This window comes from Thiothrix litoralis, from assembly GCF_017901135.1.
Classification (GTDB): Bacteria; Pseudomonadota; Gammaproteobacteria; order Thiotrichales; family Thiotrichaceae; genus Thiothrix; species Thiothrix litoralis.
This window is the reverse complement of sequence record NZ_CP072801.1, coordinates 2335298-2356398: the sequence shown is the minus strand read 5'-3', so window position 1 is coordinate 2356398 and position 21101 is coordinate 2335298. Positions and strand designations below refer to the sequence as shown.

Genomic DNA, 21101 nt, shown 5'->3' with positions numbered 1-21101 from the left:
CTTACTCGCCATACAGCGTGACGGTGAGTTTGCGTTGGAAACGTCCGGTGCGGTGCTCGTAGAGGTACAAGCCTTGCCAGGTTCCCAAGGCACTTTGCCCTCGGGTGATGGGGATGGTCAGTTCGGTTTGGGTGAGCATACAGCGGATGTGGGCGCTCATGTCATCGTCGCCTTCATCGCTGTGGCGGTAGGCCGGGTCGCCATCGGGGGCAAGGCGTTTGAGGATAGTTTCAAGGTCGCGGCGCACGTCGGGGTCAGCGTTTTCGGTGATGATTAGCGACGCGCTGGTGTGGTGGATGAAGACGTGGCATAGGCCGGTTTTGATGGTGCTTTCGCGAATAAGGGTGTCGATTTGGGCGGTAATGTTGTAGGTTCCGCGTCCGGTGGTGGTGATGGTTAGCGTTTGTTGGTGGATGGTCATGGAGCTGATGTCCTGCTGGGCTATTGGCGTTTTTCATTATTGGTGATCAGTGAGGACTTTAGCAAATGGCAATTCGTCAGAATTTTCGCACGCTGTTGAATTTCTCCTTGGGTAAGATCGACGATCTGCAAGCAATGGATGCATTAGGGATTGAGTACGGTTGCGAAAGTAGGCGTAACATCGGCTACGACAACGAACGCGGCAAAGGTGATCACCGACACTACGGTGAACGGGAAGAAGCCTACACATTTTCGACACCCGAAAAGCTACTGGAAGATTTTTTCGCTGACGTGCAAACACTGAGAGAAGGGGGTAAAGCATGAACAGGAAACTGATTATCAGCATCACATCCGAAGCGGACGCCATGCAGGATTTCAAGGCAGGTTTTCTGCAAGCCTTCAAAACGGGTGAAGTGTAGGATGAGTACATTTATTTCACATCCCCTGCCCGATTGTTCCAAAAAATCACCCCTAAACGCTGGGAACTGATCGAAAAATTGCAGGAAGCTGGAATGGTCAGTATCCGCGAACTGGCGCGGCTGCTGAGGCGTGATATACGCCGAGTGCATGATGATGTAGTGGTGCTGGCGGAAGAGGGCATTATTGAACGGGATGCGGGTGGCGTATTCGTGCCATTTGCAGAAATTCACACTGACTTTACACTCAAGACCAAGGCTGCCTGATTTCTCTTGCCAAACTGCGGACGCACCCCGTCGCAGTTGGCACGGGAATCGCCTACAATCCCGCACCACTTTCCGCTATTATACCTCCCTTGACAAACTACCCATTGGTTTACCCCCCATGCTGATCTTCCCCGGTAGCGTTGCCCTTTCCGAATTCCGCCGCAACAAGCTGTTAAATGCGCTGCAAGCGGCTGTGCCTGCGGTCTCTGGTGTACAAGCCGAATACATCCATTTCGTGCGCACCTCGCGTGAGCCGAGTGCTGACGAACTCGCCCGTTTGCAGGCATTGCTGACCTACGAAGAAACGCAAGGCAGCCACGATTTCAGCGGAATGCTGTTCCTCGTCACCCCGCGTGCCGGGACGATCTCGCCTTGGTCAAGCAAGGCCAGCGACATCGCCCACAACTGCGGCCTGACGATGGTGGAACGGGTAGAGCGCGGTGTCGCCTACGACGTACAAACCACCGCGTCACTCACCACCGCCGAGCGTGGGGCAATCGCTGCGCTGTTGCACGACCGCATGACCGAAATGGTGCTGGCAGACACGCAAGATGCGATTGTCCTGTTTAGCGAAGCCGAGCCTGCGCCGTTGCGCTACGTCGACATTTCGGACGACGCAGCGGCGGCACTCGCCAAAGCCAACACTGACTGGGGTCTGGCACTTTCCCCGGATGAAATCGACTACCTCGCGGAAAATTACGCCGAACTCCAGCGCAACCCCACCGACGTAGAATTGATGATGTTCGCGCAAGCCAATTCCGAACATTGCCGCCACAAAATCTTCAACGCCGATTGGATTATCGACGGTAAAGAACAGCCCAAATCGCTGTTTGCCATGATCCGCAACACCCACGCGCACGCGCCCGAAGGCATCCTCTCCGCCTACCATGACAACGCCTCCGTCATCGAAGGCCCCTTGGCAACGCGCTTTTTGACCGACGTAAAAACCGGCGAATACCACTACACCAACGAACCTGTTCACATCCTGATGAAGGTGGAAACCCACAACCACCCCACCGCGATTTCCCCGTTCGCAGGCGCGGCGACAGGTTCGGGCGGCGAAATCCGCGACGAAGGCGCAACCGGCAACGGCTCCAAGCCCAAAGCAGGTTTGAGCGGCTTCTCGGTTTCCAACCTACGCATTCCCGGCTATGAACAGCCGTGGGAACACGATTTCGGTAAACCGGGGCGCATCGTTTCCGCGCTCGACATCATGCTCGAAGGGCCCATTGGCGCAGCAGCGTTCAATAACGAATTCGGCCGCCCCAATATCACCGGCTACTTCCGCACCTTTGAAATGCAAGCGCCCGGCGCGAAGGGCACGGAACTGCGCGGCTACCACAAGCCGATCATGATTGCGGGCGGCATGGGCAATATCCGCGAAAACAACATCAACAAAAACCCGCTGCCGGAAGGCACGCCGATCATCGTCCTCGGTGGCCCCGCGATGCTGATTGGTCTGGGTGGCGGCGCGGCTTCCTCAATGGCAAGCGGCACGAGTGCGGAAAACCTCGACTTCGCTTCGGTACAACGCGGCAACCCTGAAATGCAACGCCGTTGCCAAGAAGTCATCGACCGCTGCGTGGCGCTAGGCAATGAAAACCCGATCCTCTCGATCCACGACGTGGGCGCAGGCGGTATTTCCAACGCCATCCCCGAAATCGTCAACGATGCAGGACGCGGCGGCCGCTTTGAACTCCGCGCTGTTCCCAACGCTGAACTTGGCATGGCACCAATGGAAATCTGGAGCAACGAAGCGCAAGAACGCTACGTACTCGCCATTGCCGAAGACCGCCTCGACACGTTCCGCGCCTTGTGTGACCGCGAACGCGCCGTGTACGCGGTGGTCGGTAGCGCAACGATTGAACAACAATTGCTGGTTGGCGATTCCCTGTTTGACAACAATCCGGTGAATTTGCCGATGAACGTGCTGCTCGGCAAACCGCCGAAAATGCTGCGCGATGTGCATCACCAGACCTTCCACAAACCGGAAATAGACCTGAGTGGCATTGAGCTTCCTGAGGCGATTGAGCGCGTATTGCGCTTGCCGACGGTAGCCTCCAAAGCCTTCCTCATCACCATTGGCGACCGCTCGGTCACGGGCATGGTCACCCGCGACCAGATGGTCGGTGCATGGCAAGTGCCAGTGGCGGATGTGGCGGTAACGTCCAGCGATTACAGCACGAATTTCGGCGAAGCCATGGCGATGGGTGAACGCACCCCGATTGCGCTGGTGAACCCGGCAGCCTCCGGGCGCATGGCGATTGGTGAAGCACTCACCAATATTGCGGCGGCGGATATTGCTGACATTCGCAATATTCGTCTGTCGGCCAACTGGATGGCGGCGGCGGGCTACCCCGGCGAAGATGCCGCGCTGTTTGACACCGTGAAAGCGGTCGGCGAAGAGCTGTGCCCACGTTTAGGTTTGGCGATTCCGGTCGGCAAAGATTCCTTGTCAATGAAAACGGTCTGGCAGCAGGACGGTGAAGACCGCGAAATGGCTGCTCCTTTGTCACTGATCGTGACCGCATTTTCCCCGGTGCAGGACATCCGCAAGACCCTGACCCCCGCGTTGCGCAGCGACATCGGTGACACTGACCTGATTCTGGTTGACCTCGGCAAAGGCCGCAACCGCTTGGCAGCTTCCGCGCTCATGCAAGTGTACGGGCAAGTCGGGCATCACGCGCCGGATGTGGATAACCCCGATGCGCTCAAAGCCTTCTTCGACACTGTGCAGGATTTGCGTGCTGAAAACCTGATTCAGGCGTATCACGACCGTGCGGATGGCGGTTTGCTGGCAACGTTGGCAGAAATGAGTTTCGCCGGTCATGTGGGCGTGACGGCTTGCATTGGGCAGATCAGTGGGCAGCTATTGCCAGCGCTGTTCAACGAAGAACTCGGTGCGGTGCTGCAAATTCGTCATTGTGATACGGATTCTGTGCTGGAAGCCTTCCGCGAAGCCGGTTTGGCGCATTGCACCCACGTGATTGGCGAACTCAACGACAGCGACGAACTGGTGCTGACCTTTGCCAACAAGGAAGTCTACCGCGCCCCGCGTGCGACCTTGCAGAAAGTCTGGGCAGAAACCAGCTACCGGATGCAGGCGTTGCGTGACAATGCCGATTGCGCCGCGCAAGAGTTTGAGCGTTTGGATGATGTGCAAGATCCCGGCCTGCCGTTTACCTCGACCTTCGACCCGGATGAGGATGTGGCAGCGCCGTATATCCGAACCGGCGTGCGCCCAGCGGTGGCAGTGCTGCGCGAACAGGGCGTGAACGGTCAGGTGGAAATGGCGGCAGCGTTCGACCGTGCCGGTTTCAAGGCGGTTGACGTACACATGACCGACATTATCAGCGGGCGCGTTAGCCTGAAAGATTTCAAAGGCTTGGTGGCGTGTGGCGGCTTCTCTTACGGCGATGTGCTGGGAGCAGGCGGCGGTTGGGCGAAAACCATCCTGATGAACCCGCAAGCCAGCGATGAATTTGCAGCATTTTTTGCGCGGCAAGATTCTTTCGGGCTGGGCGTGTGCAATGGCTGCCAGATGTTCTCGCAATTGCGCGACATGATCCCCGGCGCGGCGCATTGGCCACGTTTCTACCGCAACCGTTCCGAACAGTTCGAGGCGCGTTATTCAGCGGTCGAGGTGTTGGAATCGCCGTCATTGTTCCTGAAAGGCATGGCAGGCTCGAAGATGCCGATTACGGTGGCGCATGGCGAAGGCCGGGCAGTGTTTGATACTGCGACGGCTGAAGGTATGTTGGCGGAAGGGCTGGTGGGCTTGCGTTACGTGGATAATCGCGGCAATGCTACCGAGCATTACCCGGAAAACCCGAACGGTTCGCCGTTGGGGATTACGGGCGTTACCACCGCTGATGGGCGCTTCACCATCATGATGCCGCACCCAGAACGCTTGTTCCGCGCCGTGCAGCACTCGTGGAAACCGGATGAGATGGGGGAAGATGGCGCGTGGTTGCGGATGTTCCGTAATGCACGGGTTTGGGTGGGGTAGTGCCGTTTTGCCTTTGGGAAAGCGCTAAGCTAAGCTGTTAGTATCTTGGTTGGCAACAAACACAGAGGTGTAACGTGGGTGCATTACCGAAATCCAGCTATATGTCTCCCGCTGAGTATTTGCAGTGGGAAAACAGTCGTGGTGATGATGAAAAATACGAATACGTCGACGGGCAGGTTTACGCGATGGCGGGAGCCAGCCGGGCACATAACCGTATTGCCATGAAGTTGACCAATTTGTTGTTCAATCACCTGGAGGGTGGTTCGTGTGAGGTGTACCAGTCCGACAGGAAGGTGGGCATCCGTTCGCTGGAAACCAACCGTTATTACTACCCGGATGTACAAGTCAGTTGCGAGGAAGAAACCGACCCTTATTACAATACATTGCCGTGCCTGATTATCGAGGTGTTGTCAGACAGCACGGCCTACAAGGATCGTACCGAGAAGTTGGCAGCTTACCGCTTGTTTGTGAGTTTGCAGGAATACGTGTTGTGTTCGCAGGATACGCCACATATCGAGGTGTACCGCCGCTCCACTGAATGGGCACGGGAAATTTACACGGCGGGGCAGGTGTTGACGTTGGCATCGGTCGGGCTGGATGTGGCAGTGGATGATGTTTACAGATTTTTGATGTGATGTTTCGCCAGTTACTTGAATTTAAGGGTTTAATACGTCCTCTTTCCCAAACACGATGTGAAAAATATTGCTATGTTAACGCCAGCAGATGTTCATATGTTATGGGCTGCTTTGCGGTGTATAAACTGGAGAACTATTTTGTGCGTACCAATGAGCCTATTAAGCAGGATATTGCATATTTGCACTTCCATCTCATCTATCGGACTTGAGATGGGTCTGCTTATGGAAAGGAGCGTTACGTGGATATGAGTTTGCTGTTGATATTGCTAGCATTGGGCGCTGTCGTCGGGTTCTTTGCCGGGTTATTTGGTGTTGGGGGTGGCGGTATCATGGTTCCTGCCCTGACTACGCTGTTTGTGAGTAAAGGTTTTCCGCCGGATCAGGTGGTGCATTTAGCGCTGGGAACTTCCATGGCGGCGATTGTCATGACTTCCTTTTCGAGTCTGCGGGCGCACCATGCCAAAGGCGCGGTGCTGTGGCCGGTAGTGCGTCACGTGACGCCGGGTATTTTGCTGGGAACGTTTGCAGCGACTTTTTTGGCGACCTATCTTTCTTCACGGCATTTGGCGATTTTCTTTGCCTGTTTTATGGGCTATGTTGCTTTGCAAATGATTTTGAATGCCAAGCCTAAGCCGCATCGTGAATTGCCGGGTGCAATGGGGTTGGCGTCGGTTGGAGCGGGTATCGGGGCAGTGTCTGCGCTGGTGGCGATTGGTGGTGGTTCGCTTTCCGTGCCTTATCTGACGTGGTGTAACGTCAATATCCGTAATGCAATTGCAACTTCCGCTGCCATTGGTTTGCCGATTGCATTGGCGGGGACGCTGGGGTATTTGTTCAATGGTTGGGGGCAGGCGGGCTTACCAACCTACACCTTGGGCTTCATTTACTGGCCTGCGGTTATGGTGATTTCACTGGTCAGTTATTTTACTACGCCGTTTGGGGCGAATTTGGCGCATTCCTTGCCGATACCGATTCTGAAGAAAGGCTTTGCGCTGTTGCTGGTGTTGTTGAGCCTGAAGATGCTGCATTCGGTGCTGTAAGTTGCTTATACTGTTGCCTGTATTCACCCCTACAGGTAAACCACCATGACTGATACTCGTCCGCCACTGCAAACTCTGCGTGAAATCTCCCCCAATTCTTTCATTTTTGAAAAGCGTGATGCGTTGCCGGGTTTTCTGTGCGACAACATGGTGGAGCGTTTCGAGCAAAATCTGGCTGACCAATACGCCGGGCGTATCGGGCAAGATATGGGTAGCAATCAGAGTGTGAAAAAAACCACCGACATTTTTGTCAGTGGCGATGACAAGCCGCACTGGAAGGACGTGGATAACAATCTGCACCGTTCACTGGCGTTGGCTTTACGTGAGTTCCGCGAAACCTTCCCGTATTTCAAAAGCCCATTCAAGGATATGGGCTATAACCTGCAACGTTACCAACCGGGTGAGTATTACCACTGGCATATCGACGGCGGTAGCCATCAATTTGCAATGCGTCAACTGGTGGCGTTGTGGTATTTGAATGATGTGCCGGTTGAAGCGGGTGGTTCCACCGACTTTTTGCTCCAGAACCTGAGTGTGCAGCCAGAAAAGGGCAAGCTGGTGTTGTTTCCGCCTTTTTGGACACATGAACACAGGGCAGGGTTGATCAAGTCCGGGGTGAAATACATTGCGACCACTTGGGTGATTTTTGCCTGAATACGCAGAATCATTGGATTTTATGATAAATGTGACTTGTTTAAGTCATCATTTTTATATATGGTTAACTTGAGCTTAACGGAAGCGGTATTAGTTAATAAGGATATTTTAATAAAGCTCAGAGTGTCGATTTACTTATATAAAAATAAGGTGACATGATGAAAACCGCAATGTATGGTTTTGCCGCTTCCCTCAAAAGCAGTGTCGCGCTGTTAGCTTTGTTAAGCGCATCCAATGTTATGGCTGATGTTCAGTTTCGTATAGCGTATGAGGCTGATAGCAGTGAATACGTGATCTATATGAAGCCTGATGTGGTGCCATCCCCTGATATGGCATTGTCCGCCCAAGTGACGTTAAGTGTTCCTCATGGTGTTGATAGTGGTCGTTTTGATGCCCTAAGTATCCATAGTGCCGTTGATGGTTTGGCATGGATTAATCATTCACGGGTCGATGCGCCCGTAGAAAACCCTGATGCTGATTATTTGTCGTTTGGTCTTCAATATACGAAGGGTAGAGCACCCAACTTTGGTTGGCAGGCTGGGGAGGAAATGCGTATTTTCTCATTTGCTAGCCCGACTGGCTGTTCCAGCAAGGTTGCATTGCTGGAGAATGCTGATCCGTTTAATCAATTGCCTAATTCAGTGAATACCAACCCTGGTAATGATTTTATGAATGTTGGTTGGTTGCAGGGGTATACCGGGAATTATGGTAATGCAATTCAATGCCCGGGTCAGGCAGTGCTGCCTCCTGCTGTGGATGTTTCTTTGACCACGCAACTGGAAAACAAGATCAAAAAACTGGAAGCTCAATTGTTGAGTTGCCAAGCTGCAAACAATGTTAGTGCTATCGAGAGAGCGGTTATACCTATGTTGAAAGAGCAGAATAAAAGGCTTAGTTCTCGCTAACGATTTGATTTAAATCAAGACAGGGTGGCTACAGTGGCCTAGAATAATAGGATGAAAACTGTAAACACCCTGATTCTTCTCTTGTTTGTTGGTATGCCTGCGATGGCTGAAGTCGAAGGTGTTCCGCCCGCGCCAGAAACCTATTGCCAGTGGGAAATGGTTAATTATGCCATTCCTGCACCGTTATGCGGTTTGAAAGGTGATGTCGCGAATGGCATTAAAGTGGTGTCGGATGGAGCAAAAGGCAATTGCCTCGCTTGCCACCAGTTGCCAATTGAAGGCATCGAAGCCTATGGGACGATTGCGCCGCCGCTGGCTGGTATTGCCGCCCGCCTTACGGAGGCGCAATTACGCTTGCGGGTGGTGGATTCGCGTCATCTGAACCCGAATTCGATCATGCCCGGCTTTTACCGTGACCCCAGCCTGATCAATCGCCCTGCGAAATCCTACGAGGGCAAGACATTCCTGTCCGCGCAAGAGGTCGAGGATGTCATCGCTTATCTGGTAACGCTCAAATGATTACACCTACTTCCTCACGTTTGTGGATGGGCAGTTTGCTGCTGGCAATGTCTTGTTATGTATCTGCTGATGCGCCGACACCTTCCAAGTCTGGTCATGAATTCGTCAAAGACGAAACCCGTGAGATGCAGGATGATGAATTCCAGAATCCCGGTTTCATTGCCGTGGAGGCAGGGCGGGTATTGTTTAATGCCAAGCCTGCGTCCGGCAAATCTTGCGCGAGTTGCCACGGCGAGGCGGGTGAAAAGCTGGCTGTGAACAATCTGGCGCGTTACCCGATCTACGATAAGGCGCAGGGCGGCATTGTGCGCTTGCAAGATAAAATCATGAGTTGCCGTGAACAGCAGTCAGGTGAAGCCCCCTTGCCCGCATACGATCATGATTTGCTGGCACTGGAAACCTTTGTGCGCCATTTGGCTGTTGGTGAACCCGTCAATGTGCAAACCGACGGCGATATGGCACCGCTACTGAAAAAAGGTGAGGAACTGTACAGAACCCGCTTCGGCTTGATTGATATGTCTTGCGCCCATTGCCATGACATGTACCCCGGTCAGATGATTCGTGGGCAGAAAATCAGCCAAGGGCAGGGTAATGGTTTCCCAGCTTACCGGCTGGATACGGGTGAAATGGCAAACCTCGATTTACGCATTAAACAATGCCTGACCTTGATGCGTGCCGAACCGTTCGCGCCCGATGCAGAAGAAAGCAAACTGCTGGGCGCTTATATTATGTCGCGTTCCAATGGCCTGAAAATCGAAACGCCTGCTGTGCGGTATTGATCCCTTTACAGGAAATCGTGCCCGGTCATATCGCCTTCGATATTCATGTGGATTTCGCTCACGCGTGGCATCCGTTTGAGTATGTAGGCCGCCATGAGTGTGCCGCTTTGCTGGTTGCCGTTGGATAGTGCGGTGAGAAGCTTGTCTGCCACAATTTGGCACCGCTGTTCCTGATCGGGGTTGTCTACCCATGTCCGGCTCATTTGATAGCCTTTATCCATGTCCTGATCGAGTTGTGCAAAAAAGTCTTCGCCTTCTGCCAGTATGAAATCTGGCACGTCAATATCGCGTGTGGTGTCGTTGATTTGTATCCGTAATTGCATCATTCTTTAACCTTTTATCTGTCTCGTGGGCAGATTACCCGATTCCATCGCTTAAAGGAAATTGCCATGCTATTGCTGATCAAAAAAGTACTCGACCCCCAGCGTATCAAGGAAGTACAGGAATTGTTGGCCACCGGCGAATTCGTGGATGGGCGCTTTTCTGCCGGAGCGGAGGCTGCCAAGGTTAAGTACAATCAGGAACTTTCCCCCAACAGCCCTTTGCACCGTCGCCTGAATGCGATGGTGATGTCGCCGCTGGTACAAAACCCTGAATATCAAGCCGCCGTTATGCCACTGCGGGTGGCCACTGCGTTTTATGCGCGTTATCTGCCGGGTATGGCCTACGGTTTCCACGTTGATGACCCGGTGATGGGGCCGATGTCGGGGCGTTACCGCACGGATGTTTCCAGCACAGTCTTCCTCAATGATGACTACGAGGGCGGTGAAATTGTTATCCGCACTGCGTATGGGGAAGAAAAAATACGTGGGGAAGCGGGTGATGCGGTTGTGTATGATTCTGGCAGTTGGCATAAAGTCGCGGAAGTGACCAAAGGTGTACGGCTGGTGGCAGTGACATGGGCGCAAAGTCTGGTGAAAGACCCGCAACAGCGCGAATTGCTTTACCAGTTGGCTCAGGCGCGTGAGAGTGTGATGGAAAAGCTGCCAGCCTCGAGCGAGGCGGCCAACATCAGCACTGTCCACATCAACTTGTTGCGAATGTGGAGTGAGGTGTAGGTTAGTGCCACTAAGCCGAAAATCCCTTTTCTTTGTCAGGGATACGATTGGCAATCGTTTGGTTTGAGTGCAAAACAGGGGGTGAGTGTTAAATGCAGCTACAAGGAGTTTTGCATGGCGCAACTGTTGGTCAAGAAGTCATCTTGGTGGGAATTTAACACCAAGCAGGCACTGATATGGGTTCCTGTCGCTGCGGTACAGGCCAGTACTTTGGCAGGGTTGGGGTATTTTTACCACCGCCTCAATGTGTTGGAGGCGCAGTCTATGCGTCAGCCGGTCTTGGCGAATGCCCTGCAAGATTTGACAGCACCCACTACGCGGCTAAATCGTATTCCTCCACCGCCGCCGCCTGCGCCAGTATCCGCGTCCTGGCAGGTCGCGCTGGATAGCCCGGTGGCACTGGGTTTTATGCGCGTAGGGCAGGACTTTTCGCAGGTGGCGCTAGCAAAGCCTAAACCAAAACAGCAAGTGGTCTCTGTAATGCCAGCGGTTTTGCATGATGCCGAAAGTGCTGATGTTAAACGCGTGGCACAGGCCAACCGTTCCACCTCCCCCGTCAAGCTGAAGAAAATTACCCAGCAGCAGCTTGCGCCTGCTACCCCTGAATCTGAACCTGTTGAAGTGCCGGAAGTGGTCAGTGCTGAACCGCTCCCCGTGGCAATACCCGCAGAAATGCCGCGTGGCAAACCCTTGCCCGTGGGGATTGTGGCGTGGGTTTATCTGGGGGAATTACGTGATTACGGCTGGTACGGGCAGCGTTTGCATATTGCCCCGGATAGTGGTTTACCAGAAGTCGGTGGGGAATACCGCACGCAAAAAATTCACGGCATTTACGACCAGCCGCACGGCAATCGCACGATGGGTGGTTTCCAGCAAGGGGATGTGGTGAGTATTCTGGACGTTCAGCATGAGTCCAACCACGGAGTTTGGGCAAAGGTGCGCAAGATTCGCGCCGTGGGTCATTGAGTCGGTTTGTTGTCTGGTAAAAACTAAAAAAGCCGCTGGTTAGCGGCTTTTCAGGTATCTGAAGCGATTACAGCTTATTTCCAGAAGTTAGCTTCTTTGGATGCCATTTCGCGGACTTCATTCGTCAGCTCTTGATAACGCTCGCGGTAAGTTTTCCACTCACCAACGTAATATTCTTCTGCGCTGAATTTGCCTGATTGCTCGTATGCAGTGAATTTGCGCTGCATTTCAATCATTTCGTTGATCAGCTCTTGCTTAGTGCTCATGTCCGGTGCCTCTTTCAAAATAACCAAATTCTTGGTAGCAGGATAAACGGATTCCGTTAAAAGGGGGATACCCCCTTTCGGGTAGAAATCAATAGCCGCCTTTGCGGTTAGTCGCTGGCAGACCCGCAACTTTCAAGCCTTGCTTGCTCGGTGCGCGTGGGAACAAGGTGTACATGTCTTTACTGGACAACTTCTTGTCGCTCCACTTGTCGGCCATGGCTTTCTGGATAATGCGTTCCATTGGCTGTGTGCCGTTGTTGTTGATGTATTGGTCGCGCAAGTAGTTGAGGACATCCCAATGCCGCTCGGTCAACTCGCCAATGCCTTCTTCAGTGGCAATAACTTTAGCAACTTCTTCGTTCCAATCGTTCAGGTTTACCAGAAAACCCGCTTCAGTGGTTTCGATGGTTGTGCCATTTACTTCGTAAGCCATGTTTTATTCCTCATGCAAAAGTGAATGTTGCCATTCGATGAAATTCTTGATCGCAAAATTATACGAAAAAGTACCGTTCCTCCCATTCCTCAAAAGGGATACACCCGGCTGTGAGGTGTATGCCGATGGGCGTAGAGGATCATTCTGTAGGTTTCAGGGTTTTAATGCCCTTATGTGGCATGAATAACCCACAACCCAACTTGCGCCCATCGCCTAAACCGTATTGTTGCAGCTTGATGGAAGGGTCACTGTCCAGATCGGCAATCATCAGATGACGTGTGTGTAAAACGTTGTCGGGCGTGCGGAGTGTGTGGCTTTTGCCGCACAGCAGTTTTTTTACTTTGAAATCCGCCACCCTTTTTACTTCTGCTGCCATACGCTGCAAAAAGCTGTTTTCATCTTCACCCTCGTTCGATAGGACATAGCGAGCGAAGACTACTGAGGTGTGGATAAACGGCTTTTCTTTCATGTCACGCAGGCCAATCGGGTAGTCGCCAACATCCAGCGTCTTGCCGCTGAGGGCTTGTGTGGCAGCAATCCGCTGTTTGGGGATGCGTAAAAATAGGCGGGTGCGACGCGAAGGCAATAGGAATTGGTTGGTCGGGTCATCCGGGCGTTCCCAGCCATTGCCGCTTTCAGCGACGTGAACCGGGTGTACCCCCGCCACACTTTCCTCGGCAAACCAAGGCAGAGCTTGCTGGATAGCTTGTGCCAAATCCCAAGCATGATCGAGTGGCAACCGCTTGCAGTCGATGGCGAAACTCACGTCCAGCACGTCATCGGGCGCGATGAAGGGGAGGGTTTTATCTTCGTCTTCCTGCCAAAACATCCTGTTACCTCGCCGATGAAAATGCAATTTCCAGTTGATCGTACCAGTCTTCCGGGCGGTCTTTGTAGCCGGGTGGTTCAATATCAATCTGGAAGAAAATAGAGCCTGTTTCTAGGGCACGTTTTTGTACGATTTGTTTTAACTCGTCGAAATTGCTGATGTTTTCACCTTCTGCCATCAGGATTTGGCTTAAGCTGAGCATATTGTCTCCTTGTGGTGGGGTTTAAAGCACCCGATCAAAATAACGCCCTCGGTACAGTAAGCGTTGTTGTGCCGGGTCGTCACTGTCTTTGAAAGAAGTGCGGCAATGCAGCACGTTGTTGCACACCAAGCCTTCGCCTGCTTGTAATGTGTACCCTATTTTGTAAGGTGAGTCCTGTTGCCATAAATTCAATAGGAAATCGGCAGCTTCCAGTGTGAGCGGATCATCACGCCATTGTACGTTACGTTGGCGGGCGGAATAGCGCATGTGCAAGTGGCTGCTTGGCGTAATGCTGAACACTGGCCCGGATTGTGCCGGGCGGATGATTTCCCCGTTGAGGATATTGGCGGGGATGGTAAACGCATTCGGGTGCATCAGAGCGTGGATGTAATCCGGGTTGGCATCGCGTAGCAGGATGTAGGCAATCTCGTGATCCATTAGCCAGCTCATTCCGCCTTCCAGTGCGTGTTGGGCGCAATGCAATACCATGCCGTGGATTTGCGCTTCCGGCAGGTTGTAATACCCATCGGTATGCCAGCTTAACTGTTTATTAGTATAGGGGATGTAATCGTGCTGCCCGACATGGGACGTGACGTGTAAGGATGTCAGGCTGTCTTCATCGGCACACAAATTGTTATCCAGCCGGAATAGCCCTACTTTTTGCCCTAAACGGTGCACATGGCGTTTGCTGCGCACATCGCCTTGCATGAAACGGTACAGGGCAAGATTGTGTTGACGGCAAATACTTTGAAGTTGAGCCAGTTCTGCTGCGCTGGGATTTTCCGGGTCATGAATGGGCGTGAACAACTGTTCGGATGACAGTGGGTAGGCGTCCAGTTTTTTTGTCCGCCATGTTTGGTAAGTCATCAGGTTATTGAAATAAAAGGGTAAGTTGTGCATTTTACAGACCTCAGGAAAGACCGTTGCCAAATCCAGCTATTTGCAATATTAAAAAATCCGAATATGCTATTGTACTGTTGTTGCTGAACTATTTTTGATTATGTTGAAGGTATATCCCCTAAGGGATACGGCTTGGATTCAGGCAACACCCCATGGGTGAGATTCTTTGTTGTAGGTATCACGCATACACTTAGCAGACTCGCATATTGAGGGAACGAAAGTTCCGCGACCCGTTTTTGAATTGAAATTTCAGCCTGATTTTGAGTGTAGAGCCGGTCAGGAGGAAACGCCATCGTAATCGTTTACTGAGGAGGCAGGTATGGCAATTAAAAATTATCCAACACCAATGCTAGATGTGCTGGAAGAAGGCCCATGGCCTAGCTTCATCAGCGGCTTTAAAAAGCTGCGTGACGAGCATCCAGATGAACGCATCCGCAACACCATCAATGGTTTGATGGGTCAGTTGGAGCACTCTTATGAAACCAAAATGGGCTACTGGAAAGGTGGTACCATTTCTGTCTTCGGTTACGGTGGCGGCATTATCCCGCGCTTCTCTGAAGTCGGTCACATGTTCCCGGAATCCAAAGAATTCCATACCCTACGTGTACAGCCACCTGCTGGCAACTACTACACCACTGACATGCTGCGCCAACTGGCTGATAGCTGGGAAAAATGGGGCTCTGGCCTGCAAACTTTCCACGGCCAAACCGGCAACATCATGTTCATCGGCGCAAACAGCGTTAACTTCCAACACTTCTTTGATGAAATCAATGAATACGGTTGGGACTTGGGTGGTGCAGGCCCTTGCGTGCGTACTGGTATGTCTTGCGTGGGTGCTGCCCGTTGTGAAATGTCCAACTGTAACGAGCACGCCACGCATCGTCGCTTGATGAACAACTTTACGGATGACGTGCATCGTCCGGCGCTGCCTTACAAGTTCAAGTTCAAGGTTTCCGGCTGCCCTAACGATTGCCAGAACGCGATTGAACGTTCTGACTTCGCGGTTATTGGTACTTGGCGTGATGAGATGAAAATCAATCAAGCTGAAGTTGCTAACATGATCATGAAGAAAGCCAAGGAAATTGGCAAAGAAGGTGATCGTTCCGCAGGCCGTCAGTACATGTTCGACAACGTTATTAGCCGTTGCCCTACTCAAGCGATCAAGCTGAACGACGATGACACCATCACTGTTGATAACAGCAACTGTGTACGTTGTATGCACTGCCTGAACGTTATGCCAAAAGCACTGCAAGTAGGCGATGACAAGGGCGTAACTATCCTGATCGGTGGTAAGCGTACTCTGAAAATCGGCGACTTGATGGGTACTGTTGTTATTCCATTCATGAAGCTGGATACCGAAGAAGATTATGAGCGTATCGTTGAGCTGGCTGCTTCCATCATCGACTTCTGGGCTGAAAACGGTCTGGAACATGAGCGTTGCGGTGAGATGATTGAGCGTATCGGTCTGGTGAACTTCCTCGAAGGCATCGGTATTGACCCAGATCCAAACATGATCAAGCAACCGCGTAACGTTTCTTATGTGCGTACTGATGGTTGGGACGAAGCTGCTGAAGCTTGGTTCAACCGCAAGCGCGAAGAAAAAATGGCTGCGGCTGCTTAATACTATACGGCTCTTTGCAACAGGGCGGCCAAGTGTGCCGCCTTGTTTGCCCAGATTATTGATAAATTTGAGTTTACTCTGACGGAGGCTTCACATGGCCGCACCAGAAATGCGCGATCCTATTGAGTCTGGATGCCCAGATGGTTTCCAGTACATGCACCCTGTTATGCGCCGCAACTACGGTTTGTGGGCATATCATGAAGACCCACGCCCAGGTGTGTTGGTTCACGTTTCCAAAACTGGCGAAAAAATCTGGACAGTCCGCGCGGGTACACAACGTATCCTCGACGTGTTCACCCTGCGCAAGCTGATGGACATCGGTGACACGTATGGCGAAGGTTATGTTCACTTCACCATTCGTTCCAATATCGAATTCCAAGTGGCTGACGGCGACAAAGTAGAGCCGCTGGTTAAGGCGCTGGAAGATGCGGGTTTCCCCGTTGGTGGTACGCGTAACTCAGTGACTTCACTGTCCCACACACAAGGTTGGTTGCATTGCGACATCCCTGGTACGGACGCTTCCGGCGTGGTTAAGGCCATGATGGATGAGTTGCTGCCTGAGTTCAAAGCATGGAACATGCCGAACCGCGTACATATCACCACTTCTTGCTGCCAGATTAACTGTGGCGGTCAAGGCGATATCGCGATCAACGTACAGCACGTTAAGCCACCAAAAATCAACCACGCGCTGGTTGGTAATGTGTGCGAACGTCCAACGGTTGTTGCACGTTGCCCAGTGGCGGCGATTCGTCCTGCTATGGTTGACGGCAAACCGTCCCTGGAAGTTGACGAGAAGAAGTGCATTTGCTGCGGTGCTTGTTACCCACCATGCCCTCCTATGCAGATCAACGATCACCAGTATACCCAATTGGCTGTCTGGATCGGTGGTAACCACTCCAATGCGCGTGGCAAACCAACCTTCCAACGTTTGGTTGCTGCTGGTATCCCGAACAATCCACCGCGTTGGCCTGAAGCCACAGCGATTGTTAAGAAAATTCTGGAGTGCTACAAAGAAGGCGCGAAAGATTGGGAGCGTATCAACGAGTGGGTTGAGCGTATCGGCTGGCCGCGTTTCTTTGAAGTGACTGGTCTGCCATTCACCAAGTACCACATCGACAACTGGCGTGGTGCGCGTGCAAACCTGAACTCTTCAACGCATATCCGTTTCTGATCGAAGCGGCACGAGGAATAGAACGGAATGAAATACACAATTCTGGTCAACGAAGGGCCTTATCAGCACCAAGCGTCTGATTCTGCCATTCAGTTCATCCGTGCTGCATTGGAGAAGGGCCACGAAATTTTTCGTGTGTTCTTCTACCATGACGGCGTAAACAACGGCACACGCTTGACTGTTCCACCGGCTGACGACCGCCTGATCCAAAAAATGTGGACAGAGCTGGCTGAAAAGCACGGTTTGGACTTGGTTATCTGTATCGCAGCGGCACAACGTCGCGGCATTATGGATGCAGATGAGGCGAAGCGTCAGGGTATGGACGCCAACAACATTGCCCCCGGTTTCCGTATTTCGGGCTTGGGTCAGTTGGTTGAGGGTGGTATTCAGTCTGACCGTTTAGTCGTGTTTGGCGATTAAGGAGCTGTAAAAATGACTACAAAGAATTTTCTGTTTGTAAATCGTAAAGCTCCTTACGGCACGGTCTACGCGCTGGAGTCACTGGAAGTCGTCTTGATTTCTGCTGCTTTTGAGCAAAACGTTAGTTTGGCATTCATCGACGACGGTGTTTACCAAATTACGAAAGGCCAAAACAGCAAAGGCATCGGCATGAAGAATTTCTCACCGACCTTTCGTGCACTGGGTGACTATGACATTACCAAGCTGTACGTTTCCAGCGAGTCTTTGGCAGAGCGTGGCCTGACGGTTGATGACCTGATGGAGCTCACTTACGAAGATGCTGATGATGATTACGCTGAAAAGCCTTCCATTATTCTGGTTGATGCCAAAGGCATGGCAGCAATGATGGCTGAGCAAGAAGTAATTTTGAGCTTCTAACGGAGGATTTGATCATGGCTATGTTACATATTGTCAATAAGTCCCCGTTTGAACGTGTGGCTTTTGATAGTTGCTTGACGCACGCTAACGCTGGCGATTCGATCATTATGATTGAAGATGCGGTGGTTGGAGCAGTCGATGGGTCAAGCTTTTCTGGTAAAGTAAAGGCTGCGATGGCAGACAAGACCGTGTATGTGTTGGGTGCAGACCTGGCGGCACGTGGTTTGGACGGCAGAGCAATGGACGGGATAGTCAGCGTTGATTATGCAGGTTTTGTAGACCTGACAGCAAACAACGATACGACCCAAAGCTGGCTATAAGTTTTAACATTTTTTGATAGGAGGCCATCTCATGGCATCACTTAACATCGGCGGCAAAGACATCGCGCTGGACGAAGAAGGCTATCTGGAGAATCTGAACGACTGGACTCCAGAAGTTGCAGAAGCGCTGGCAACAGCAGAAGACGTTACCCTGACTAGCGAACACTGGGAAATCCTGAATTTCCTGCGTGAATACTATGAAGAGTATCAAATTGCTCCAGCGGTACGCGTTCTGACTAAAGCCGTTGGCAAGCGTTTGGGCGCTGATAAAGGTAACTCTAAGTACCTGTACAGCCTGTTCCCATACGGCCCTGGCAAGCAAGCTTGTAAATACGGCGGTCTGCCTAAACCAACGGGTTGCGTATAATTTTATAGAGTTGCTCCGGTTCGCCGGAGCCTCTTCTTAAGCCCTGTTGTTGACAGGTTTTCAGAAGAGAGACAATGGCATCAGGAGTACATAGTGACATTCGTAAGTATCCTTTACGGACTGTTGTTTTGGGCGGCAACGTTAATTTTAGTTGGCGGTGTGGTCGTAAAAGTCCGTCAATATTGGAATACCCCAGCCCCGTTGAAGATTCCCACTACGCCTGCGCCTGTAACGCAGCGAGGTGTGGTATGGCGCATGTTCCGTGAGGTGGTGTTTTTTCAGAGCTTATTCCGCTCGAATAAAACGCTTTGGTTATTCGCCATCCTATTCCACATGTCATTGTGGTTGGTATTGATACGTCATAGCCGTTATTTCGTCGATATGAATGACTTTTTGGTCTTCATGCAGCCCTTCGGTCGCTATGCTGGTTTTACAATGGTATTGGGTTTGGCCGGTTTGTGGGCGCGTCGCTTCTTAGTGGATCGAGTGCGTTATATTTCTGCGCCATCTGACCATTTGATGTTGGCACTGCTGATTGCGATCGGCATGAGTGGCCTGATGATGAGCTTCGTTACCCATACGGATGTCACCCAGGTAAAAGCATTCTTTGGTGGTTTGTTGACGTTTGGTTTCTTCGGTGACGAAGGCTTACCCGCTGATCCGATTGTATTGATTCATTTGCTGTTGGTGGCATTGCTGATGATTATTTTCCCGATCAGTAAGTTGATGCACGCACCGGGCATATTTTTTAGCCCGACCCGTAATCAGGTGGATAACCCGCGTGAAAAACGCCATATATCTGGCTGGGCATTGGAACTGGAACGTCAAGGTAAGTTGTACCTCGACGAACTGAAGAAATAAGAGGTAAGAGCACCATGGCTGATTACGAAGTTCCAACATTAACGGGTGAAGGCTACTGCGAAGTTCCAGCAGTGCGTGAAGATGTGATGAAGGGCAAAGGCCCGTTCATCGCCAAACCCGCCTTTCAGGAGGCGATGCACTTCCCTTCCGATTTCGCAGAAATTGGTGAATTGGTACCTAATTGGAAAGAGCGTGCACTGGATAAAATGGCTGATTTGAAAGGCCGTTATCGCTCCCTGCAAGTGTTCTTGGATATTTGCGTTAAATGCGGCGCATGTACCGATAAGTGTCATTACTTTATTGGTACATCTGATGCGAAAAATATGCCAGTAGCACGTCAGGATTTGCTGCGTAAGGTTTATCGCCGTTACTTCACGTTTGCGGGCAAGTATTTCCCCAAACTGGTGGGTGCAACTGACCTGACCGAAGATGTGTTGAAGGACTGGTATAACTATTATCACCAGTGCTCACAGTGCCGCCGTTGTTCCGTGTTCTGCCCTTATGGGATCGACACGGCTGAAATTTCCATGGCTGCCCGCGAGATTCTGGATCACGTCGGTTATGGTCAGAAGTATTGTAATGAAATCCTCGGCAAGGTTTACAAGATTGGTAATAACCTTGGTTTGCCTGGTCCCGCGCTGTTCGATACGGTTGAGGGGTTGGAAGAGGATGTGGAAGATGATACTGGCATCAAAGTTCGGTTCCCATTGGATGAAGATGGCGCAGAAGTGCTGTTGGTAACACCTTCGGCGGACTTCTTTGCTGAGCCGCACATTGATGGTTTGATTGGTTATGCCAAAGTATTCCATGAAACGGGTGTAACTTGGACATTAAGTACTGTTGCCTCGGAGGCCGGTAACTTCGGCATGTTCATCGGCTCTTACGAGACCATGCGCCGGGTTTCCCTGCGGGTTCGTGAAGCAGCGATCAAGCACAAAGTTAAACGTATTGTGTTCGGCGAATGTGGTCATGCATGGCGTGTGGCATACAGTTTCCTGAATACACTGGCTGGGCCGTTTGATTTTCTTGACCAGCGTTACCCAATACCCCAACACATTCTGGAGTTTACTTGGGGACATTTGCAGGCTGGGACGCTGAAAATTGACAAGACCGAGAATGATGACAAGGTTCTGACCTTCCACGACTCGTGCAACGTGGCACGTGGTAGCCGTATGGGTGATGCCCCCGGTGGTCAGTTTGAGATTCCACGCCATGTCATTCGCGCAGTATGTAACAATTTTGTGGATATGCCAGCAGACACCATTCATGACGCAACCTTCTGTTGTGGTGGTGGTGGTGGTTTGTTGACAGACGACTTGATGGAAATCCGTGTTAAAGGTGCTCAGCCGCGTGCTGAAGCCCTCAAGCATGTGACTACCCATAATGGCGTGACCCACATGGCGGCGATTTGCGCGATTTGCAAATCACAATTTACGAAAGTGTTGCCGTATTACGGTTTCACGATGGATCAGATTGTCAGTGTTCACCAATTGGTGAGTAACGCAATCATCCTGCAACGGCAAGTGTCCGTTCAGGCACGTCCTGACGAAGAAGAGGATGAGGACGACGACGCATAAGGCGCAGTCCTCTGGTTCAAAACGATTTTAGATATTGATTAATCCGGTA

26 protein-coding genes are annotated in these 21101 nt (G+C 51.7%); 19 read left to right on the top strand and 7 right to left on the bottom strand.

Annotated elements, in window-relative coordinates:
- Position 1: 1 nt before the first annotated feature.
- A complete protein-coding gene (locus J9253_RS11410) occupies positions 2-421 on the bottom strand; it encodes a secondary thiamine-phosphate synthase enzyme YjbQ (RefSeq protein WP_210221109.1) in 420 nt (139 codons plus the stop codon).
- 65 nt (positions 422-486) lie between these two features.
- Here J9253_RS11410 and J9253_RS11405 point away from each other — a divergent pair, with 65 nt between their 5' ends.
- From J9253_RS11405 to soxA, 9 genes are all read left to right on the top strand, one after another.
- On the top strand, positions 487-744 hold the full coding sequence (locus J9253_RS11405; protein ID WP_210221108.1) for a toxin-antitoxin system TumE family protein: 258 nt from the start codon (positions 487-489) through the stop codon (positions 742-744).
- Between the two features lie 104 nt (positions 745-848).
- Complete coding sequence (locus tag J9253_RS11400; protein ID WP_456121893.1) at positions 849-1103, top strand: HVO_A0114 family putative DNA-binding protein; 255 nt, start codon at positions 849-851, stop codon at positions 1101-1103.
- A 118-nt stretch (positions 1104-1221) separates the two neighbouring features.
- Complete coding sequence (gene purL / locus J9253_RS11395) at positions 1222-5112, top strand: phosphoribosylformylglycinamidine synthase (RefSeq protein WP_210221106.1); 3891 nt, start codon at positions 1222-1224, stop codon at positions 5110-5112.
- A 74-nt stretch (positions 5113-5186) separates the two neighbouring features.
- Positions 5187-5747 (top strand): Uma2 family endonuclease, encoded by a 561-nt coding sequence (locus J9253_RS11390; RefSeq protein ID WP_210221105.1) that lies wholly within the window; start codon positions 5187-5189, stop codon positions 5745-5747.
- 245 nt (positions 5748-5992) lie between these two features.
- Positions 5993-6787, top strand: coding sequence for a sulfite exporter TauE/SafE family protein (locus J9253_RS11385; RefSeq protein ID WP_228291582.1), 795 nt, complete (start codon positions 5993-5995; stop codon positions 6785-6787).
- Between the two features lie 45 nt (positions 6788-6832).
- The gene (locus J9253_RS11380) at positions 6833-7441 is read left to right on the top strand and encodes a 2OG-Fe(II) oxygenase family protein (RefSeq protein WP_210221104.1); all 609 of its coding nucleotides are present in this window, start codon (positions 6833-6835) and stop codon (positions 7439-7441) included.
- 155 nt (positions 7442-7596) lie between these two features.
- Positions 7597-8346 carry a cadherin gene (locus tag J9253_RS11375; protein ID WP_210221103.1) on the top strand — a complete coding sequence of 250 codons (750 nt, stop codon included), beginning with the start codon at positions 7597-7599 and terminating at the stop codon, positions 8344-8346.
- Positions 8347-8397: 51 nt separating this feature from the next.
- Positions 8398-8865 (top strand): sulfur oxidation c-type cytochrome SoxX, encoded by a 468-nt coding sequence (soxX, locus tag J9253_RS11370; protein WP_210221102.1) that lies wholly within the window; start codon positions 8398-8400, stop codon positions 8863-8865.
- Entirely contained in the window at positions 8862-9644 is a 783-nt protein-coding gene (gene soxA, locus J9253_RS11365) for a sulfur oxidation c-type cytochrome SoxA (protein ID WP_210221101.1), read from the top strand. The genes soxX and soxA overlap by 4 nt, the downstream gene beginning before the upstream one ends.
- Before the next feature lie 5 nt (positions 9645-9649).
- On the opposite strand, the gene J9253_RS11360 is transcribed toward soxA, so the two are convergent.
- Positions 9650-9970, bottom strand: coding sequence for a hypothetical protein (locus J9253_RS11360; RefSeq protein WP_051543540.1), 321 nt, complete (start codon positions 9968-9970; stop codon positions 9650-9652).
- A gap of 63 nt (positions 9971-10033) precedes the next feature.
- On the opposite strand from J9253_RS11360, the gene J9253_RS11355 reads away from it, so the two are divergent.
- Both J9253_RS11355 and J9253_RS11350 read left to right on the top strand, forming a co-directional pair.
- Complete coding sequence (locus J9253_RS11355; protein WP_210221100.1) at positions 10034-10702, top strand: Fe2+-dependent dioxygenase; 669 nt, start codon at positions 10034-10036, stop codon at positions 10700-10702.
- Positions 10703-10816: 114 nt separating this feature from the next.
- A complete protein-coding gene (locus J9253_RS11350; RefSeq protein WP_210221099.1) occupies positions 10817-11668 on the top strand; it encodes a hypothetical protein in 852 nt (283 codons plus the stop codon).
- Positions 11669-11742: 74 nt separating this feature from the next.
- Here the strand turns inward: J9253_RS11350 and J9253_RS11345 are convergent, their stop codons facing one another.
- The 5 genes from J9253_RS11345 to J9253_RS11325 all read right to left on the bottom strand — a co-directional run bounded on the left by J9253_RS11345 (position 11743) and on the right by J9253_RS11325 (position 14298).
- Entirely contained in the window at positions 11743-11934 is a 192-nt protein-coding gene (locus tag J9253_RS11345) for a hypothetical protein (RefSeq protein WP_028490352.1), read from the bottom strand.
- 88 nt (positions 11935-12022) lie between these two features.
- A complete protein-coding gene (locus tag J9253_RS11340; RefSeq protein WP_210221098.1) occupies positions 12023-12367 on the bottom strand; it encodes a TusE/DsrC/DsvC family sulfur relay protein in 345 nt (114 codons plus the stop codon).
- 139 nt (positions 12368-12506) lie between these two features.
- The gene (gene cas6, locus J9253_RS11335) at positions 12507-13196 is read right to left on the bottom strand and encodes a type I-MYXAN CRISPR-associated protein Cas6/Cmx6 (RefSeq protein WP_210221097.1); all 690 of its coding nucleotides are present in this window, start codon (positions 13194-13196) and stop codon (positions 12507-12509) included.
- 4 nt (positions 13197-13200) lie between these two features.
- Positions 13201-13398 carry a hypothetical protein gene (locus J9253_RS11330; RefSeq protein WP_028490355.1) on the bottom strand — a complete coding sequence of 66 codons (198 nt, stop codon included), beginning with the start codon at positions 13396-13398 and terminating at the stop codon, positions 13201-13203.
- Positions 13399-13419: 21 nt separating this feature from the next.
- Positions 13420-14298 carry a TauD/TfdA family dioxygenase gene (locus tag J9253_RS11325; protein WP_210221096.1) on the bottom strand — a complete coding sequence of 293 codons (879 nt, stop codon included), beginning with the start codon at positions 14296-14298 and terminating at the stop codon, positions 13420-13422.
- 319 nt (positions 14299-14617) lie between these two features.
- Between J9253_RS11325 and dsrA the strand changes: the two genes are divergently transcribed.
- From dsrA to dsrK, 8 genes are all read left to right on the top strand, one after another.
- Positions 14618-15919: a dissimilatory-type sulfite reductase subunit alpha gene (gene dsrA, locus J9253_RS11320; RefSeq protein WP_028490357.1), complete on the top strand. Its 1302-nt coding sequence runs from the start codon at positions 14618-14620 to the stop codon at positions 15917-15919.
- A gap of 94 nt (positions 15920-16013) precedes the next feature.
- The gene (gene dsrB, locus J9253_RS11315) at positions 16014-17090 is read left to right on the top strand and encodes a dissimilatory-type sulfite reductase subunit beta (RefSeq protein ID WP_210221095.1); all 1077 of its coding nucleotides are present in this window, start codon (positions 16014-16016) and stop codon (positions 17088-17090) included.
- Between the two features lie 27 nt (positions 17091-17117).
- Positions 17118-17510 (top strand): sulfurtransferase complex subunit TusD, encoded by a 393-nt coding sequence (gene tusD, locus J9253_RS11310; protein ID WP_210221094.1) that lies wholly within the window; start codon positions 17118-17120, stop codon positions 17508-17510.
- Positions 17511-17522: 12 nt separating this feature from the next.
- Entirely contained in the window at positions 17523-17927 is a 405-nt protein-coding gene (tusC, locus tag J9253_RS11305) for a sulfurtransferase complex subunit TusC (protein WP_028490360.1), read from the top strand.
- A gap of 14 nt (positions 17928-17941) precedes the next feature.
- The gene (gene tusB / locus J9253_RS11300; RefSeq protein WP_210221093.1) at positions 17942-18247 is read left to right on the top strand and encodes a sulfurtransferase complex subunit TusB; all 306 of its coding nucleotides are present in this window, start codon (positions 17942-17944) and stop codon (positions 18245-18247) included.
- A 31-nt stretch (positions 18248-18278) separates the two neighbouring features.
- Positions 18279-18614, top strand: a complete 336-nt coding sequence (locus tag J9253_RS11295) for a TusE/DsrC/DsvC family sulfur relay protein (protein WP_038141926.1) — start codon at positions 18279-18281, stop codon at positions 18612-18614.
- Positions 18615-18707: 93 nt separating this feature from the next.
- Positions 18708-19475 (top strand): respiratory nitrate reductase subunit gamma, encoded by a 768-nt coding sequence (locus J9253_RS11290; protein WP_210221092.1) that lies wholly within the window; start codon positions 18708-18710, stop codon positions 19473-19475.
- Between the two features lie 14 nt (positions 19476-19489).
- Positions 19490-21052: a sulfate reduction electron transfer complex DsrMKJOP subunit DsrK gene (gene dsrK / locus J9253_RS11285; RefSeq protein WP_028490364.1), complete on the top strand. Its 1563-nt coding sequence runs from the start codon at positions 19490-19492 to the stop codon at positions 21050-21052.
- Positions 21053-21101 lie beyond the last annotated feature (49 nt).

Coding starts and splice junctions, on each gene's coding strand:
- J9253_RS11410 (WP_210221109.1), bottom strand. CDS start 421: ATGACCATCCACCAACAAACGCTAACCATCACCACCACCGGACGCGGA.
- J9253_RS11405 (WP_210221108.1), top strand. CDS start 487: ATGGCAATTCGTCAGAATTTTCGCACGCTGTTGAATTTCTCCTTGGGT.
- purL (WP_210221106.1), top strand. CDS start 1,222: ATGCTGATCTTCCCCGGTAGCGTTGCCCTTTCCGAATTCCGCCGCAAC.
- J9253_RS11385 (WP_228291582.1), top strand. CDS start 5,993: ATGAGTTTGCTGTTGATATTGCTAGCATTGGGCGCTGTCGTCGGGTTC.
- J9253_RS11380 (WP_210221104.1), top strand. CDS start 6,833: ATGACTGATACTCGTCCGCCACTGCAAACTCTGCGTGAAATCTCCCCC.
- J9253_RS11375 (WP_210221103.1), top strand. CDS start 7,597: ATGATGAAAACCGCAATGTATGGTTTTGCCGCTTCCCTCAAAAGCAGT.
- soxX (WP_210221102.1), top strand. CDS start 8,398: ATGAAAACTGTAAACACCCTGATTCTTCTCTTGTTTGTTGGTATGCCT.
- soxA (WP_210221101.1), top strand. CDS start 8,862: ATGATTACACCTACTTCCTCACGTTTGTGGATGGGCAGTTTGCTGCTG.
- J9253_RS11360 (WP_051543540.1), bottom strand. CDS start 9,970: ATGATGCAATTACGGATACAAATCAACGACACCACACGCGATATTGAC.
- J9253_RS11355 (WP_210221100.1), top strand. CDS start 10,034: ATGCTATTGCTGATCAAAAAAGTACTCGACCCCCAGCGTATCAAGGAA.
- J9253_RS11350 (WP_210221099.1), top strand. CDS start 10,817: ATGGCGCAACTGTTGGTCAAGAAGTCATCTTGGTGGGAATTTAACACC.
- J9253_RS11345 (WP_028490352.1), bottom strand. CDS start 11,934: ATGAGCACTAAGCAAGAGCTGATCAACGAAATGATTGAAATGCAGCGC.
- J9253_RS11340 (WP_210221098.1), bottom strand. CDS start 12,367: ATGGCTTACGAAGTAAATGGCACAACCATCGAAACCACTGAAGCGGGT.
- cas6 (WP_210221097.1), bottom strand. CDS start 13,196: ATGTTTTGGCAGGAAGACGAAGATAAAACCCTCCCCTTCATCGCGCCC.
- J9253_RS11330 (WP_028490355.1), bottom strand. CDS start 13,398: ATGCTCAGCTTAAGCCAAATCCTGATGGCAGAAGGTGAAAACATCAGC.
- J9253_RS11325 (WP_210221096.1), bottom strand. CDS start 14,298: ATGCACAACTTACCCTTTTATTTCAATAACCTGATGACTTACCAAACA.
- dsrA (WP_028490357.1), top strand. CDS start 14,618: ATGGCAATTAAAAATTATCCAACACCAATGCTAGATGTGCTGGAAGAA.
- dsrB (WP_210221095.1), top strand. CDS start 16,014: ATGGCCGCACCAGAAATGCGCGATCCTATTGAGTCTGGATGCCCAGAT.
- tusD (WP_210221094.1), top strand. CDS start 17,118: ATGAAATACACAATTCTGGTCAACGAAGGGCCTTATCAGCACCAAGCG.
- tusC (WP_028490360.1), top strand. CDS start 17,523: ATGACTACAAAGAATTTTCTGTTTGTAAATCGTAAAGCTCCTTACGGC.
- tusB (WP_210221093.1), top strand. CDS start 17,942: ATGGCTATGTTACATATTGTCAATAAGTCCCCGTTTGAACGTGTGGCT.
- J9253_RS11295 (WP_038141926.1), top strand. CDS start 18,279: ATGGCATCACTTAACATCGGCGGCAAAGACATCGCGCTGGACGAAGAA.
- dsrK (WP_028490364.1), top strand. CDS start 19,490: ATGGCTGATTACGAAGTTCCAACATTAACGGGTGAAGGCTACTGCGAA.